General features: G+C 47.0%; 13 protein-coding genes and 1 tRNA gene. 9 read left to right on the forward strand and 5 right to left on the reverse strand.

Going from position 1 to position 18,443, the window contains the following annotated elements; genetic code table 11:
* From J7J62_06985 to J7J62_07015, 7 genes are all read left to right on the forward strand, one after another.
* The coding region (locus tag J7J62_06985) for a hypoxanthine phosphoribosyltransferase (GenBank protein ID MCD6124899.1) at positions 1–388 on the forward strand (388 nt) is incomplete at its 5' end.
* Entirely contained in the window at positions 378–1,547 is a 1,170-nt protein-coding gene (locus J7J62_06990) for a DUF1343 domain-containing protein (GenBank protein ID MCD6124900.1), read from the forward strand. The genes J7J62_06985 and J7J62_06990, both read left to right, overlap by 11 nt.
* A 71-nt stretch (positions 1,548–1,618) precedes the next feature.
* Positions 1,619–2,797, forward strand: a complete 1,179-nt coding sequence (locus J7J62_06995) for an acyl-CoA dehydrogenase family protein (protein MCD6124901.1) — start codon at positions 1,619–1,621, stop codon at positions 2,795–2,797.
* 116 nt (positions 2,798–2,913) lie between these two features.
* Complete coding sequence (gene citF / locus J7J62_07000; protein MCD6124902.1) at positions 2,914–4,482, forward strand: citrate lyase subunit alpha; 1,569 nt, start codon at positions 2,914–2,916, stop codon at positions 4,480–4,482.
* 29 nt (positions 4,483–4,511) lie between these two features.
* Positions 4,512–11,780 (forward strand): gliding motility-associated C-terminal domain-containing protein, encoded by a 7,269-nt coding sequence (locus J7J62_07005; GenBank protein ID MCD6124903.1) that lies wholly within the window; start codon positions 4,512–4,514, stop codon positions 11,778–11,780.
* A 28-nt stretch (positions 11,781–11,808) separates the two neighbouring features.
* On the forward strand, positions 11,809–13,599 hold the full coding sequence (ptsP, locus tag J7J62_07010) for a phosphoenolpyruvate--protein phosphotransferase (protein MCD6124904.1): 1,791 nt from the start codon (positions 11,809–11,811) through the stop codon (positions 13,597–13,599).
* A 25-nt stretch (positions 13,600–13,624) separates the two neighbouring features.
* Positions 13,625–14,428, forward strand: a complete 804-nt coding sequence (locus tag J7J62_07015; protein MCD6124905.1) for a prepilin peptidase — start codon at positions 13,625–13,627, stop codon at positions 14,426–14,428.
* 5 nt (positions 14,429–14,433) lie between these two features.
* Here the strand turns inward: J7J62_07015 and J7J62_07020 are convergent, their stop codons facing one another.
* From J7J62_07020 to J7J62_07040, 5 genes are read right to left on the reverse strand one after another with little or no spacing between them, the layout of a single operon-like run.
* Complete coding sequence (locus J7J62_07020) at positions 14,434–14,901, reverse strand: nucleoside deaminase (protein MCD6124906.1); 468 nt, start codon at positions 14,899–14,901, stop codon at positions 14,434–14,436.
* 43 nt (positions 14,902–14,944) lie between these two features.
* Positions 14,945–15,271, reverse strand: coding sequence for a hypothetical protein (locus J7J62_07025; protein ID MCD6124907.1), 327 nt, complete (start codon positions 15,269–15,271; stop codon positions 14,945–14,947).
* Positions 15,258–16,256 carry a V-type ATPase subunit gene (locus J7J62_07030; GenBank protein ID MCD6124908.1) on the reverse strand — a complete coding sequence of 333 codons (999 nt, stop codon included), beginning with the start codon at positions 16,254–16,256 and terminating at the stop codon, positions 15,258–15,260. The genes J7J62_07025 and J7J62_07030 overlap by 14 nt, the downstream gene beginning before the upstream one ends.
* Positions 16,257–16,285: 29 nt before the next feature.
* On the reverse strand, positions 16,286–16,879 hold the full coding sequence (locus J7J62_07035; GenBank protein MCD6124909.1) for a V-type ATP synthase subunit E: 594 nt from the start codon (positions 16,877–16,879) through the stop codon (positions 16,286–16,288).
* A 14-nt stretch (positions 16,880–16,893) separates the two neighbouring features.
* Entirely contained in the window at positions 16,894–17,388 is a 495-nt protein-coding gene (locus J7J62_07040) for a V-type ATP synthase subunit K (GenBank protein MCD6124910.1), read from the reverse strand.
* A gap of 668 nt (positions 17,389–18,056) precedes the next feature.
* Here J7J62_07040 and J7J62_07045 point away from each other — a divergent pair.
* A tRNA-Ser gene (locus J7J62_07045) sits at positions 18,057–18,147 on the forward strand.
* A 71-nt stretch (positions 18,148–18,218) separates the two neighbouring features.
* The coding region (gene rpmE / locus J7J62_07050) for a 50S ribosomal protein L31 (protein ID MCD6124911.1) at positions 18,219–18,443 on the forward strand (225 nt) is incomplete at its 3' end.

Consider the following 18,443-nt stretch of genomic DNA (forward strand, 5'->3'; position numbering starts at 1 on the left):
CTTTTTAAAAGAACTTAACTTTCCTTATGAGATAGCTTTCATATCGGCGTCAAGCTACGCCGACGCAACAGAACCTGTAAAAAATGTTTCGTTAAAACCGTGCCACGACATCGACATAAGCGGGAGAACCGTGGTTATAGTTGAGGACATAGTGGACACAGGCGGAACCATAAAAGCGCTTTACGAATTCCTGAAAAAACGAAACGCAAAACGGATTGAAGTGGTTACGCTCCTTTCGAAAAAAGCTCGAAGAAAACACGATTTAAAAATAAAATATGTAGGCTTTGAGGTCCCGAATGTGTTCGTTTTTGGCTATGGCCTCGACTGGAAACAGAACTTTCGGGGAATACGGGACATAATGGCCTTGGAGACAAGCGATGAAGTTTAGACTTGGACTCTCAAAACTAAGGGTTGAACTCTTAAGCGAGCTTTCTAATGCGAAAGTAGCCGTTCTTTGCAATCAAGCTTCCGTTGATGAGAACCTGACTAATATTGCGGACATCTTAGCTGGAAGTCGCGCTAAGCTCATAAAAATTTTTGCCCCGGAACACGGCTTTTTTGGTGCAGCGCAGGACAGAATTGCTATAAAAAACTCAACGCATCCTAAATACGGCATCCCGATAATATCCATGTATGGTGACACCGCCGACTCATTAATGCCAAAAAAAGAAATGCTTTTGGGACTTGATATCGTCATAATCGACCTTCAAGATGTTGGCGCTCGATATTACACATTCGTTTGGAGCGCCGCACTAATGATGAAACAGGCTGCGCAGGCTGGCGTTGAAATTTGGGTGCTCGACAGACCCAACCCCATCTCAGGAATCGTCGAGGGACCCGTGCAGGAAGATTCATACCTGTCGTTCGTCGGGCTTTATCCACTTCCGATAAGACACGGAATGACAATAGGTGAAATCCTCTCTTACATTGCGAGAGAATACATTCCCCAAGCCAAACTCGAAGTAATATTGCTGGATGGCTGGAAGCGTGACATGTGGTTTGATGATACGGGACTTTCATGGGTCCCACCATCGCCGAATATGCCGTCGCTTTCCGCTGCTATCGTATATCCCGGCATGTGTTTGTTTGAGGGCACCAACATTTCTGAAGGCAGGGGGACAACGAAACCTTTCGAGATATTCGGTGCACCATGGATTAAATCGTTCGAGCTCTGCGAAAAACTTAACGAACTGAAACTTCCCGGTGTAAAATTTCTTCCGTGGCGATTCACCCCAATGTTCAGCAAATACGCTGGGCAAACCTGCGATGGTGCAATGATGTTCGTTACCGATAGAAAGGTATTTCGCCCCGTGCTCACCGCCATCACGATAATAAAAACAATTCACGAGCTCTACCCCGAAAAATTCAAATTCATAAACCCACCTTATGAATTCGAGATAGAAAAGCTTCCTTTCGATATACTCTGTGGAACCCCCGAAATACGCAGGATGATTGAGGGAGGCCCGAAAATTGATGAAATAAAAGACTTTATTGACAGGAACGCACGCGAATACCAAGCAAAACTGCAAAAGTATTTGCTTTACTAAATTCGCTCAAAATATCTTTGATTATCAGACCAAACGCTTTAGCTTAATGTCCAGACCAGAAAGGAGGAAGTATGCATCATCGTTTCACCGAGGAACAGCTAATGATAAAAGAGCTTGCCCAAAGGATAGCGGAAGAGAAAATAAAACCAGTAAGGCAAAAATACGACGAAGAAGCTATCTTCCCATGGGACATAGTTAAAGAGCTCGCGCAAACGGACCTTTTCAGAGTTTTCATCCCTGTGGAATACGATGGCATGGTCGAAGAAGGGCTCGGCATAACCAACATGTGCATAGTAACTGAGGAGCTTTCCAAAGCCTGTGGTGGTATAGCGCTGGCGTTCGCAGGAAGCGGTCTTGGAGCATTCCCTATCCTGCTTTTTGGCAACGAGGAGCAAAAGAAAAAATATCTTCCGCAAATAGCGAGTGGCGAGAAACTTGCTGCCTTCGCGCTTACCGAGCCTGAAGCTGGCTCCGATGCTGGCGCTGTGCGAACCACCGCGAAAAGAGACGGCGACTACTACATTCTTAATGGAAATAAAATTTTCATCACCAACGGCGGCGAAGCTGATATTTACACAGTAATAGCATTGACCAACCCCGAAAAAGGCGCCAGAGGAGCTTCAGCATTCATAGTAGAGAAAGGAACACCCGGCTTTGAATTTGGCAAGAAAGAGGACAAAATGGGTATTCGCGCGAGCGCGACGAGAGAACTAATATTCAACGACGCCAAGGTCCCCGTTGAAAACCTTCTCGGCAGGGAAGGTATGGGATTTATAATAGCTATGAAAACATTCGATGTTTCGCGACCCGGGGTTGCTGCGCAGGCACTCGGCATAGCTGAAGGCGCCCTGGAGGAGGCGTTAAAATACACATACCAAAGGCACCAATTCGGGAAAAACATAATATCTTTCCAGGGGATACAGTGGATGCTTGCCGATATGGCAACACAAATAGAGGCTGCGCGAGCGTTAATTTATGAGGTCGCTGACATTATTGATAAGGGCGAGACCAAAAATATTGGACATCTTTCTGCAATGGCCAAACTTTTCGCATCGGATGTTGCCATGCGGGTCACGACTGATGCAGTGCAGCTTTTCGGCGGCTACGGATATATGAGAGAATACCCGGTGGAAAAAATGATGCGTGATGCGAAAATAACGCAAATATACGAGGGAACTAATCAGATTCAGCGCAATGTTATTGCAGCACATCTTGTGAAGCAGGCAGCAAAACTTGCCAGGGAAAAGTAAAAATCAATGCATCTTAAATGACAGAGGAACATTTCCTCACGGGACATCCGTTCTGGAAACCAATTTCCTTGCTCTATCACAATAAATAAATATTTTTGAACTAAAATGGAGGTAGTATGGAATTCGTCGAGAACGCAGTAGGACGGCTTATACCCAAAGAGATAGACGGCAGGGAACTAATACCATTTCAGGGGGCATTCGCAGACCCTATATCCAAAATGGGGAGAAGGAAACATGCGCCCCCCATACCCAAGTCTCACCCAGAATGGCTTACGGGCGAAAGCAAGCTCTGCAAAAACCTCGAGGAAGCCATCAAACGCTCAGGACTCAGAAGTGGAATGACCATATCATTTCATCATCACCTGAGAAATGGTGACTATGTGGTTAACATGGTTCTCGAGGCGTGCGACAGACTTGGTATCCGCGACCTAACATTAGCACCAACGGCGCTATTCCCCATACACAAGCCAGTTATTGATTTTATAAAAAAGGGCGTCGTTAAAAACATACAGGGTTCAATGAATGGCCCCGTAGGCGAATATGTATCCTATGGAGGACTTCCCACCACCGCGATACTGAGAACTCACGGGGGACGCGTTCGTGCTATCGAAGACGGTGACCTTCACATCGATGTTGCATTCATCGGAGCACCCTGCGCAGACGACTACGGCAATGCCAACGGCGTTTACGGTCCATCGGCATGCGGACCGCTGGCTTATTCGTACGCAGATGCCATGTATGCGGACAAGGTGGTGGTCATAACCGACAACCTCGTCGAGTACCCGTGTCTTCCTATATCGATACCGTCAACCCATGTCGACCTCGTCGTCGAGGTAGACCGCATAGGTGACCCGGAAGGGATAGTCTCCGGAACCCTAAGAATAACCCGCTCGCCAACGAGACTTTACATAGCAAAGCTGGCAGCTCAATTCATAAGAGAATCACCATATTGGCGCGAGGGCTTGTCGTTTCAAACTGGTGCTGGTGGAATATCTCTTGCGGTAACCAAGTTTCTCGGTGAATTCATGGAGCAAGATGGGATAAGAGCATCCTTCATAAACGGCGGTATAACAAAGTTCGCTGTGGACCTTTTCAAACGAGGTCTCGTGAGAAAGCTTCTCGACGGTCAGGTATTCGACCCCATAGCGATAAAATCATTCCGCGACGACCTTTGGCATCAGGAAACGCCCATGACCATGTACGCAAACATTCATTCGAAAGGATGCCTCGTCAACAAGCAGGACATAGGATTTCTGGGAGCCACGGAGGTTGACCTTGATTTCAATGTTAATGTCAACACACACAGCGATGGACTTCTTCTGCACGGTATAGGCGGGCACACCGATGTCGCTGCGGGAGCGAAACTCGCGATGATAGTAATACCATCCTACAGGAAACGCATACCGGTCGTAAGAAAGCGGGTCACCACGGTAACTACACCCGGTGAAACCATCGATGTGATCGTCACAGAACTCGGGATAGCAATAAATCCTCGCAGAAAAGACCTTATCAAACACTTTGAGCACTCAAAGCTTCCCATTCGACCTATTGAGGAAATATACGCGGATGTCATGAAAAAGGTGGGTGGCGAGCCTGCACCACCCAAAACCACCGATAGGATAGTGGCGCTCATAGAGTATCGCGACGGCACCATTATCGATGTTGTGAAACAAGTTGAAAAATAGTCGATCTATCGGTAATAGATTGGAGGGAAATGAGGCTTAGGATAATACATTTTGCATTTTTTATGCTTGTCCTTTTTGGGGTTTCCTTTGGGACTGAAACATCCACGCTTGTGAGCGTTCCATACTTTAACGACTTCGAAACTACCACTGCAGGCTGGACGCACTGGCACATGCACAGTCCTCTTTGCTTGGAATCGCCGCCATACTCTTACTGCTCGGACATACAATGGCAACTTATAACCAATCCTCACACTATACAAGTTCACGATTCGCTTTATCACGAAAGAGTAACGCTGCCAGAATGGGCTATCGATCACAGAACTGCGGCTTTTTTACCTCATGCCCACAGCGGAACGCACGCATGGTGGTGTGGTTCCATAAGCAATGGGACATTCATCGGTGATGAATACACATATACAGGAGCTTTAAACGACGGCGGAAGGTCTCTTTGCTGGATGAGGGCTGGGTTGGAATCGCCCACATTCAACACAGCAGGGTTGAGCAGAATTTACATGTCTTTCTGGACATGGTGGGAAGTAGAGTGCATCGACATATACAAGTATGACCTTATGGAGGTTCTCATCTCAACCGATGGGGGTGGAAGCTGGATAGTGCTCGACACGCTTAATCCGCCATTCACGAGGCTTTCATCATGGCAGAGAGACCAGTCGTATTCATCGGGTGGCTATCTGGAATACGGGCGCTGGGTTTTCTGGTCGTATGACCTAACACCTTATGCGGGACACAACATAAAAGTTCAATTTCGCTTTGACACGAAAGACAGGTTTTATAATGGTTTCCGCGGATGGTTTATAGATGACTTTTACATAAGTTCAGGTCCACAGCACGGTGAACTCCGATGGCAACTCGACGCACCGGAAAGGCTTAATGTCCGCGATTGTCGTATCCAGCCGAACCCGTTCGACCTAACCCTCAAGGTTATAAACATTGGCGGCACCGATGTTGAGGATGTTATGGCTATAGTTATGCCACCATCGGGCATGACGCTTGCCGCAGGAAACGATACAGTCCGCTTTGGAACAATGCACTCACTCGATTCCGCCTCATATACATGGCAAATAGCTTTTGACGATACCTTATATGGCTATAGATGCATTAACATAAAACTTACATCGTCAGATAGCGCGAAAAACATTCTCGATGACTTCGAAAATCCCGACTCGGGGCTTTTCACGCCGAGTGATAGAGGTATCTTCGACTATACCAATACCTCGATAATAACTCGTGCTGGCACGCCACCTTCGGGCAGCGGATTCGCGGGTATCCCGGCATCCGGTGGAACATATCCTGAGGGCGATGAATGGACTCTAACATCTGAGCCGATACCTCTCACAGGATTCACCGAATGTTACATAAGCTTTTATTATTGGGCTGACCTCAGGAACTACATGTCGGCGATAGAAGGAATTGACGGTGCGATAGTTGAAATAAGCGTAAATGGCGGTGACTGGATGCAACTCGACCTTTACGCCACGGGGTTGCTTAATCCAACATATACAGGCTACATAAAAAGTGATATTGACAACCCTCTTGAGCTTAAGCTGGCTTACTGCAAAGACCAACCCTATTGGACATATGTAAAAAGCGGCGACCTTATAGGAATGGGTCTCGTGAGCCCTGAGGACACTATAAGGATAAGATTCCGATTCGGCTCAGGAGATTACAGCACCGCACCCAGCACATCAAATGGCTTCTACATAGATAAATTCCTCATAAGTTCCTCAAGCAACCCTGTGGGACCATTTATGCTTACTCGATGTGTCGCGATACCATATCTCAGCCGTCCTAATGTTGAAGCGTATCATGATGCAACCATATGTAAGGACGACATAATACCTCTTACAGCCGTCGTTTACTACGGCATGCCTCCATATTCAGTGGAATGGACACCCGCTACTGGTCTTACTGCGCCGCACTCAGCGTTCACATTAGCGATGCCTGAGACAACATCGACATACATGGTAACCGTAGTTGACTATTATGGCTGCACCGATACGGACAGCGTTACCATAATCGTTGACACCATAAGCGTTGCGATAAGCGGCGACACAGTGGTTTGCGAGGGAGACACTTTAATGCTTGTAGCCCTCGTTTCGGGCGGAATCCCTCCTTTAAACATAAGCTGGAACAAATCTGGGACACCAACGCCCATAGGTTTTGGCGAAACACTTCGTGTGGAGCTGCATGATTCAGGCTGGTTCATATGCACGGTAGTTGACAGCAACTTATGCATGGCGGAGGACAGTGTATTTGTAAGTATGCTACCTCTCCCTGATGAACCCATACTAATCCATCCTGCGGAAAGCGAATCAATCGACATATCAATGGCTTATCTCGAATGGCTCAGACCCTCGCATGCTGATTCCTTCATCGTCATAGTAAATGGTGAAACGCTCGCAACTCTGGACACGACTGTATTCTGGCTACCAAGTCCATATTGCAACAACGCATACGACTGGCAGATAATAGCTATTAACGAATGCGGTTCCACTGCATCGACTGTCGGACACTTCAGGATAAAACCGTGCGGCGCACCGATAGTAGAAATAGTAGAGCCAAAGGACAGCGAATGGACCTCCTGCGCTGCGAAGCAGATAATAATTGCTATAAGCGACTCTGACGGCATCGACACATCATCGATACGGCTTAGAGTGAATTCGACGATATACTCCGTTGATGGCATAAGGCTAAGATTCGTTAACGATACCCTTACCTTCACGCCGCCTACGCCATTTTCTGACGGGGAGACAGTTCGGGTATGTCTCGATTCGGTCGCTGACCGCCATGGCAATGCAATAGACCTACCCGTATGCTTCATATTTGGCGTGGACCTTAGTCCACCCCTTATAACGGGAGTAATACCATATCCAATCATATCGCGCATTGAAAGGGAACTCTCAATTATAGTTGTCGATTCCTTCTCGGGCGTCGACACCAGCACCGCTGAAATCTCCATAGATTACTCAGGCGGGCACATTACCTACAGGCATTCCGCAATATCAGTAAGCGGCGATACGATGACTGTGGACATATCGAGTTTAAGGCTTACATCGGGCGAAAGCTTGAGAGTCTGCGTAAAGATTAAAGACAAGGCGCTCTATTGCCCGCCCAACGAACTTGACAGCTGCTTTTTTGTGGTGGTGGGGCATTGTGCCTTAAGCGCCGCAGTTTGCGGAGGAATAAATGCCTGCCCTGGGCTTTCGATAAACCTTGGTGACGCAGTAGTATACTCGGGAGCAAGGCCGCCGGTGGAATTTCGCTGGTTCGACGCCGACAGCAACCTCATATCAACGGACCGCAACCCAGTCGTCGTTGCTGAATCAACGACAAGCTACCTTTTCGTCGTTAATGATGGCATGGGCTGCACTTCGTCCGTGGTAGTCCCCATTAACTGCGACTTCAGACCCATAGAGTCAGTTGAGCTTATTTATCCATCATCAGAACTTACCGTTTTAGCTGGAACGACCATGCTTTCGTGGCGCGTCAATGGATTCCCAACACATCCCGTGTTCTTCGATATAATAATAAATGGCGATACGGTGGAAAGAAACTACACCGACACATTGTATCGATTCGTTACCGCCTGCGAGGACACCTACCGATGGACGGTGGTTGCTCACAATCTCTGCATCACCCACATCCCGCACTGCTCCAGTGGCGTTGTTGACATCGACACATTCGTCATGTATGCAGAGACCACCATATACGCCTGGGGGACAGACGAACCCATATTCTACACCTCACCATGCAGCGGACCTGTGGCAAGAGTGATTCATCCATTGGAAAATACATGGACTAACTGCACTGCCGAAAGCATAGTGGTTCAGATAACAGGGCGCGGTTCTATAGCAGAGAGCACAATCGTTTTCGAGCTTAATGGCGTAAGATACACTATTTTCTCACCCTATCTTAGCTGGCATCCGCCACGACTGGTATTTGCACCAGCTGTCTTTAGCGATGGTGACACAATTCGTGCGTGCTTGCGCTCTGTGCGCGATGTATGGGGCAACCCGCTGGTAGGAGACTCGCTATGCTGGACATTTTTCGCCGACCAAAGTAAACCTGTGCTCGTAAACGCTTCCCCCGCTGCTGACTCTGTGCTCGGAACAAGAAAGCCTTTATTCCATTTCGAGGTTATCGATTCGGTTTCAGGAGTTAACTGGCGCACAACATCCGTTCAGGTAGGTCCATGGATATTTAATGCAGGCGACCTGTGTCTCAGAATAATCCCCGGTCCAGGAGGACTATATACATTCGAGATAGACACTTTCTGCGTGGACTTTCATCCGTGCGACACCATAAGAGTCCGTTTCCGCACATCGGACTATTCACGCTATTGCGGAAGAAATACTTTAGACACATCATGGACGGTCTACATAGACTGCGAACCGCCCACAGCCATACCTCTCAACCCACCACCCGATGTCTGGAACTCATGCGACACTGATTCCGTCGTGATAGTTGTTTTCGATACCATAGCTGGAATAGATACATCGAGCATAATTCTTGTGGTTACCGGTTATGATACCATCCGCTGGGGTGCCCCCAACCTCAGATTCACCGGCGATACTCTCATATTCACTCCACCAAGACCATTTATTGACTTGGGACGGATAACGATTTCGTTTTATGTTACTGACAATGTGGGCAATAGACTTCCCATGCCCATTAGATGGGGATTCGAGATGGACAGGATTCCACCTATTGTTCTTGATTTTGCCCCCGCATGTGGAGAATCCATACCCTTCATATCCCCTGAATTAAGCATATTTGCCCGTGATGACGGCTGCGGCGTCCAGATTGAAAGCACAAAAGTCACATTAAACGATACCATAGAAATATCATACGCCAGCGGTGGAATACACTATGCGGGTGGTCGTCTTATAGCGGACTGCAGTGCGAGCGGCATAAGATTTCGCAACGGCGATTCGGTTCGTGTTTGCTGGCACCTCGTTGACTGTGCGGATGTCTGCGAACCCAATGTTACTGACACCTGCTGCACCATATTTATCGTGGGCTCAGGGCCTGAAGCTCATGTTAGGCACCCAAGTAATGTCTGGGTATCCTGCCCCGCTGAAAGCATAGCTTTCGTAGTGATTGACGATGATGGTGTCATAGCAGACTCAATCCGATTCGTTGTGTGCGTAAACAATTGCACGGTTTGCGACACATTCAGCCTCGCTTCACCAGCTGTGCATTCGATATTCATTGACCACGATTCCGTAAGCTGGTGGTTTATACCACCAAGCGACTTTAATGATGGCGACACTATTTGCGCATATGTAATATCCGCTGCCGATTCCATAACTAATCCGCTTGAAAGAACTGACACGGCAGTTTTCTGGATGGACCTGACTCCGCCAGTAATATTGTGGCTCAATCCTGAACCCTACGACACGATTGAGGAACCCTCGCCGACCTTATGCATCGGCATATATGATTTCCTCTCTGGCATTCAGCCGGAAAGTTTCCTCGTCACCGTTGATACCGTTGAATTTCGCCCTGGCGACCCGGGTTTCCACTGGAGTGCAGGAACACTTTGCATAAACACCGAAGAAGCTGGCAAATACTGGCTTGGTGGGGATTCCATAAGGGTTTGCATCCGTGCCATTGATTCCCCCGACATATGTCCGCCAAATGTTATGAGCTATTGCTACAGACTTTACTTCGCTCCGAGCCCGCCGGTAGCAATCCCCATTAGACCCGACACATTCGTTATATCGGCGTGTCCTGCGGAGTCCATTGTATTCAAAATTTACGACCCACAAGGAGAAGGAATAGAAGAAAGCACGATAGTAGTCACCATCGAGAGCAACCTTCGCGCGCGACAGACCCTTCACTATGGTGTGGACAGCGAACTAATCTGGAACTCTGTTGAAAGCACGCTCGTTGTTCATCCAGCACCACCACTTTCAAATGGGGAAACAACAACCGTTTGCGTTGTCGAGCTCACTGATACATTGGGGAACGCGCTCGATGATACATCGTGCATTAGGTTCCTTATCGACCTTACTCCACCCATTATTTGGGGCTTCAGCCCAACCAACAACGAAACCATAAGAACAAGCTCACCCACCATAACATTTTTCGTTTTCGACAGCATCTCAGGGGTCAACGACTCCTTGGTGGAAATCGTGATAAACGGCGTAAGTTACAATATATCATCGCCCGGGTTCAGAATAATTGACACCGTGGTTACATTCGCTACAGAAAGTGTGGGGCTGAGGTTTACTGGCGGAGAATGTGTGCAGGCACTAATACGAGCTGGCGATTCGCCAACCCCAGGCTATTGCGAGCCTAACATAGCTTCCGACACGCTCACTTTCTGCATAGCTGTGGGCGGTCCAACTGGATTGATGGTTAAACCATCGCCTGATGCGATAATTTCATGCGATAGTGAGACCATCGGGATAGTTATAAATGACATCGATGGCGTCATGTGGGACAGCGTTGCGATAACTGTAAACGACAGTCTGCTCTCAGTAGCAGCCGGCAACCTTATCGTTCGCGGGGATACCGTGTTAACGCTTCCGCTCACGATTAATGCCGAAACGGTGGTCGTATGTCTCACGAAAGCGATAGACAGCCTTGGGAACAATATAGACACAACGCAATGCTGGCAATTTTTCATAGACCATTCGCCTCCATCTTTCGCTATGCTTACACCTGAGAACGGGACGATAGTAGGAAGTAGAACAGAAAGGATTGTGGTCCATATAAACGACAACATGGCGGGAATAGATACGACCTCAATCGAGCTTCGAGTGAACGGTGAACTACAGGATTTCGCGATAGAGATTGAGGACTCACTGAACCTAACGATAACATTCGACCCACAAGCGCTGGGGATTGAATACGCACCTGGTGAGACAGTATTCGTTAATGTATCCTCGTGCGATAATCCGGATGTATGTGCTGCGAACTGTGGTGATACCACATTCTGGTTCTGGGTGGTGCCTATTTACGGATGCTCCGCGCTTCCGAATCCATTCACGCCAAATGCGGATGGGAAAAACGACATTATCTACTTTTCATATCCAAACATGTTCGCCGAGCCAGTAGAAAACTTTGACCTCGTGATATTTGACATTCATGGAATACCAGTCTACACCCTCTCTGACGATAACAGCGGAAGGCTTTCATGCATAACGCTTAATCGCCTCTGCTGGGACGGAAAAGACACATACGGCAATCCGTTGCCGCAGGGAATATATCTTTATGTGATAACAAAGGGTGGAGAGGTCGTATGTAAAGGGAGCATAGTGTTGGCAAGATAAATTTAAGCTCAATATCGAAGTTTCGGGAATGATTGCGGAAGAGCACAACAACAAAAACCGTGAATACAGAGGTATAGGCACAGGAAGCGGCATCGCAATGGCGAAAGCCGTTATAGTCCACCGTGGCGAGGCAGCAATACCAGTAATAACTCTTGAGCCCGAAAAGATTGAGCAGGAAATAGCCAGATTCAGGGAATCGCTTTTCATATCGCGGGAACAGCTTTTGAAAATCCGAGCTACTGTAGCCAAAACAATGGGCGAGGAAGCCGCCGGCGTTATCGATGCTCAGCTTATGCTTCTTTCAGACCCATTCCTTGTTGACGAGACGGAAAAACTGATAAAGCTTAAGCGGGTAAATGCCGAACATGCTCTCGACACAGTGATTCAGGGAGCGATAGAGTCGCTGGGCGAGTCAAAAGACCCGACATTCCAGGACAGAGTCCACGACCTTAACGACATAAGAGGCAGAATCATATCGAACCTTCTGGGACTTAAGGGACAAACCATACCGATGCCTGAAGAGGAATCCATTCTGATTATAAGCCATCTTGCTCCATCTGAAACAGCACAGCTTTTCGGCAGCAAATATGTTGGTCTGGTTACAGAAATCGGCGGATTCACATCACACATAGCCATAATGAGCCGAACGATGAACCTGCCCGCAGTCCTTGGGGTGGAAAACGCCACCGAAGAAATAAAACGCGGCGAAGAAGTGATAGTAAACTCCATGAAAGGCATCGTGATAGTAAACCCCGACGAAGAAACCGAGAAAAGCTACAACAAGCTTAAGTCGATCTATATCAAGCGAAGAAAGCTTATAGAAAAATACATACCCAAAAAGGCTGTTACCCCTGATGGGCATAAAGTTAGCGTTGGCGCAAACATGGAACTGCCCGAGGAAGTTCCAATGGCAAAGCACTTCGGCGCCGATGGAATCGGACTTTTCAGAACCGAACTTCTCTACATGAAAAGCGACAAACTCCCCTCAGAGGACGAGCAATTCGAGGTCTACAAGAATATAGCCAGCCAGATAAGGCCAGATTCAGCAATAATACGAACATTCGATGTGGGAGGCGATAAATTTGCAGGAATTCTAACACATCATCACTACGAGCCCAACCCATTTCTTGGGTGGCGAGCGATACGAATAGGACTCGAGTATCCCGAAATCCTGAAGACGCAGATTTGCGCAATATTAAGAGCCTCAAATTTCGGCAATCTTAAAATAATGTTTCCGATGATTTCACTTCCTGAAGAACTCAAGCGCGCAAGAGAGCTCGTCGAGGAATGCAAGGACATCCTGAGGGAGCGAGGCGAAAAATTCAACGAAAAAATAGAGGTAGGCATAATGGTTGAGGTGCCATCAGCGGCGATATTATCACGAAAACTCGCTGAGATGTGTGATTTCATGTCCATAGGAACCAACGACCTTATCCAATACACTCTCGCCGCCGACCGTGGTAACCCGAGGGTTGCTCACATCTATCAGAGCTATCAACCAGCAGTGCTTAAGTTGATAAAGATGACAATAGATTCCGCTCATCTTGAGGGCAGATGGGCAGGTCTTTGCGGCGAGTTCGCGGGTTATGTTCTTGCAGTCCCACTCCTTTTAGGGATGGGGTTGGATGAGTTCTCAGTCGTGCCAGCAAGAGTTCCTCTTGTCAAAACAATAATAAACCATTTCCCCTACTCAGAGGCACGAGTCATAGCCGAGGAGGTAATGCAGTTTACCACTGAGGAGGAGGTGGTAAGTTATCTGAGCAAAAGGGTAAAGGAATTTTTGCCGAAAGAAATAATCGAATTCGAAGTCATAGATTAGAACACAGACATAACGAGACATCCCAATGCAAGCTCACATAGACATTTTCTGGGACATTTTCGTGTTTGCCATTGGTGCCTGCGTGGGAAGTTTCGCAAATGTCCTCATACATAGACTCCCGCGCCGAGAATCTATAATAAAGCCGCCATCGCATTGCCCAAAGTGTGGTGCAAAAATAAAATTTTACGATAATATCCCCATAATAAGCTACATAATTCTTGGCGGTAAGTGCAGAAATTGCGGCGAACCGATATCTATAAGATATCCGCTGGTGGAACTTCTTCTTGGGGTATCCTATTTTTTGATTTTCGAATTTTACAAAAGTGAACCGATAAAAATGATAACATTCTTCGTCGTAGCTCCGATATTCGTTGCTATAACTATTATCGACATCACGCACTGGAAAATACCCGACGAGCTATCCATCGCCCTTTTCATTCTTGGATTCACCGTTTCGGCAGTCGTGGGCGAATGGGGCGAGGTAGTGGAGAAACTTATCGCAGCAATAATAGCCTCCTCCATATTCTGGATTCTTGCGGTAATGGGCAAGAAAGCCTTCGGCAAGGATGCGCTTGGTGAGGGGGACATAATACTGGTTGGCGGCATAGGCGCACTCGTGGGAATACTGGGGGTGCTTGAGGTGATAGTAATATCGGCGGTAATAGGTCTTGTTGGAGGGACTATAACGATAATCCTTAGAAAAACCGTCCTCGGTCAGAAAATGGCTTCATCTGCTATTCCCTACGCTCCGTTCCTCGTTACAGCTGCGTTGATTGTAATGATCTGGGGGGACAAAATAGCAAAACTTTACATGACCTTATACCCTTAAACCACTCAGTCCTCACCTCTTAGTTTTCGAAAAAAAATATCAAGTATTTCTTTTGCCTCATTCTCGAGAACGCCACCTTTAACCACAGGATGGTTTCCGAATGCAGGGTCATCCGGAAGATTCCACACTGTTCCGCATGCACCGAATTTATCGTTTTTCGTAGCGTAAACTATCCTTTCGACCCTTGCCATAATTATCGCAGCCGTACACATTATACACGGCTCCATGGTAACATAAATCGTGGCACCATCGAGTCGCCAATCACCGATGGACTTAGCGGCACAGCGTAAAGCAACCATTTCTGCATGTGCCGTGGGATCACCTTCCGATTCCCGAACATTGTGCCCCCTCCCTATTATCCTATCATTAAGAACCACCACGCAACCTATGGGCACTTCCCCCAATGCGAGAGCTTTCTTAGCCTCAAACAACGCCTCCCGCATGTAAAATTCGTCTTTGCTGATTGAGCTCATGGGCGTGAAAATATTTATTACCCCGCAAAAAACCGGGAAAAATTTACTCCTCAGACATTATGTCGCGTCCGGCGGCGCGCTTCATGGTCTCCCTCACTATGGACAGCGCAAGACCTTCGGAACCAGTAATGCTCGGCACCACTATTATTGCAGGGATATCCTTATCAGCGAATTCAGAAACGACCTCACGCGTCTGCTCAAGAATGTTCTCGGTTATGAATATTATCCCATATTCCCCACATGTGGCGAGTTTGCGCAGCGTCTGCGGAGCATCAGACGAATTTTCTATGGGAAAAACCTCAATGCCTATAGCTTTAAGTGGGAATACCGTCTCAAAATCCCCGATAGCTGCTATCTTATTCCATTCCAAAAGTTACCACCTCCTTTATTTTAGAAGGCTCCATTCCGGCAAGTTTCGCGCGAACTATAGTTCGGATAAGGGATATTTCCTCAAGTTTTGTGCAAAGATAAGCCCACAAAAGCTCAAGACCATAGGCACAGTACTTCGTGTATTTATAAAGTGACAACAATTTCGCTCGAAAAAATGTGTCGAGCATCATCATATTTCCTCCGAGCGCCTCCTTAATCACATCGGAAAGCACCTTGCCATACTCCGTGTTCGAAAAGTGGGCAGGCATGGATTCTTTTTCAGCCTCCGCAGCGGAGCGGAAAAGGTCAGCTCCCAAATCCCCATCTGGAACAAAGAGTTCCCAGAAATCCTTTAAGGGAATTCCCGCAAAAATAATTCTTAAGAAAGCTCTTGTGTTAAGCCAATCCGCATAAATCGCCCAAAACCTCGTAAAATACTCTTCAGAGGGCAATATCGAGCGAAAGTAGTTTACGAAAACTTTATCAACGGCAAAATCTATAGCAACGGGTTTGTTGAGCTCTTTAAGTTTAGCGCTGGCTGTTTCTATCGCATCAATCATGACCTGCGGAAGTCCACAACGCCCGCTTTCAAAGTATTCGTTAACCTGCCTTACCATGTCGTCAACAGGTATGGAACCATAATCCGGCAAAGCGGGAAGCACAGTCTCAAAAAACCTTGCTTTAAGCACAGCAGAAAGATTGGACATGTCTGTTCTCGTTCGCCAGATAGAGGTCAACTCCTTGTGGTAAGAAAGTTTGTCAACAAGGTCGAAAAGCGACTTTGTGGCTTTATTGAGAGCCTCCTCAAATCGCATCTCTCTTACCTGATACCCGAACTCCGAAAGCACAGTAGAGAGTTGTTCTTTTGGCGTGTCCAATAATTTCTGATAATCAGCGCGCCCGAGAAGATAAAGCTCAAGCCCTCTAACTACGCCTGACGCATAAGTGTATCGTGCGTCGCCTTTGAATATCAATGTTGGTTTCATGGCATTTAAGCTGGGTTATAATTAAAAGGCTACTCGACGAAAAGCTTTTTCACCACGGTTGATTCGGTTCGCTCACGAAGCGACTCCATAATAGCATCGACCGTAAGGTCATAACGAACTTTCCCGCAATCGAGATACAATCCCCTAAAGTTGCCCTCAACCCTCTCGACCTCGAATTTAGCATTTTCAGAACCCGCTTCAGATACTGCCTTTGCGACCATGTCCGCGAATTCCTTGTCGAAAACTTTTTCGTCCACGGAAACAAGAATTTTGCCACTCTCCACGCCCAACTTGGCTATAAGCTCGGCAAAAAGCTTTTTATACTTATTTTTGGGAAGCTCCTCTATCTTCTTCCTTACAAGCTGGTATAATTTGTCGAGCAACTCGCGCTTCTTCGCAAGTATTTTCTTCGCCGCGACAGACCTTGCATGGTCAATCTGGCGCTGCTTCGTTCGCTCAAGTTCAACTTTGGCTTTTTCCTCAGCTTCGGCAAGTTTCTGAGCTTTATACGCTTCAAACTCATCGAGAAGCTTTTTTGCTTGCTGGCGATATTTTTCGAGTATTTGCTGTGCAGTAGCCTCTGCGTCCTGCTTTATTTTGGATATTATTCCCTCGATGCTCAATTTTTGCCCTCCGCTCAGGACACTCTTGTTGCCATAAGAATGCTTGCGATAAGCCCTAAAAGTGCATAGAACTCCACCAAAACTCCAAGAATTATTGCCTTACCGAACTGTGCGGGGTCTTTCGTGACCAAGCCGACACCACCAGCACACACTTTCCCCTGCCAAATGCCAGAAACCAATCCAGCGAGTCCTGTAGGGATTCCGGCGAAGAATAGCTGCCACCCAGCCTCGATGGACATACCTGGCGTTATTCTACCAAGTATCAATACTGCTATAACTATTCCATATATACCCTGCGTTCCGGGCATAGCCGCAAGAGGTATGAGCCGTCCAAAAAGCTCCGGCCTTTCCTGAAGAGCACCGTTAGCCATTCCACCAACTATTCCTATTCCTATTGACGAGCCTATTCCAGCCAGCACGGCAGCGATGCCGGCACCAAAGAATGCGAGAGCTACAGGGTCCCATCGGAACCAGCCACCGGTCTGCTCAACAGCTTCAGCCTGCGCCATAGTAGCCGACACAGCGAACAAAATTCCTAATCCAATGATCAAGGCTCCCTTCCTCATCGTGCCTCCTTTAGTCCATTTTTCTTATTCCTCTTAAAACTCACTAAATATTAGATTTTACCAAGATGAGCAAGCAAAATTTTCGGAAAATTCGACATTTTAGGTTGTAATACCCAAAATTCATTTGTACATTTCTTGCGGGCTATGAGTACTAAAACGAAAAGATTTTTGATAAATATAATTTTATTTACTCTTTTATTGTCTGCGCTGATATCAGCACTTCAGGCATTTCAATCCCCAAATTCCAAACTCGGCTTTTGGGCCTTTTTCTTTTTAGTATCGCTCGGAATTATTGCATCTTTGTGGCCCTTCCTTATTGAGGCAATCGTATTTAACAGAATAACATACACGAGATTAGTGTTAATTCCTTTTGTGGTAAGCGCTATTCTTTCGGTCCCATATCTTTTCCTAATAAAAAGCTGTTTCCATATGAGCACCGCGATTTTCAAATCATTTGCCAGAATTTGGATAGCCTACATCATATCTCTTCCAGTAATCGCATTCACCTTACTTTATATCCAAAAAATATCTTCCCGCCAAACCGAAAGCAGTGGTTAAAACTCAAAATTTTCTTGACAAGCCACAAAGGCTAAATAAGCTTAAAATTGCTCGGAGAGGTGGCCGAGCTGGCTTAAGGCAACCGCCTGCTAAGCGGTTGTCCCGCCAAAAGCGGGACCGAGGGTTCGAATCCCTCCCTCTCCGAAATTGCGTTTTTTGGCTTGACAAAAAGGTAATTAACGCTATTCTTTGTGCGAAAGTTTGAGGTGTGAAAGATGAAAAAGAAAATTCATCCAAAATACTATGTTGCCAAAGTAACTTGCGCTTGCGGAAATACTTGGTATGTCGGCTCCACAAAGCCCGAAATAAGAGTGGAAGTTTGTTCCGCATGTCACCCGTTTTACACCGGCAAGCAGAAAATAATGGACACCGCCGGTAGAGTGGAGAAATTTATGCGCAAATACGGCATAAAAGAATCCACCCACGAGGCGCTTAAAGAG

Source organism: bacterium, assembly GCA_021159335.1.
In the GTDB taxonomy this organism is placed as follows: domain Bacteria; phylum UBP14; class UBA6098; order B30-G16; family B30-G16; genus JAGGRZ01.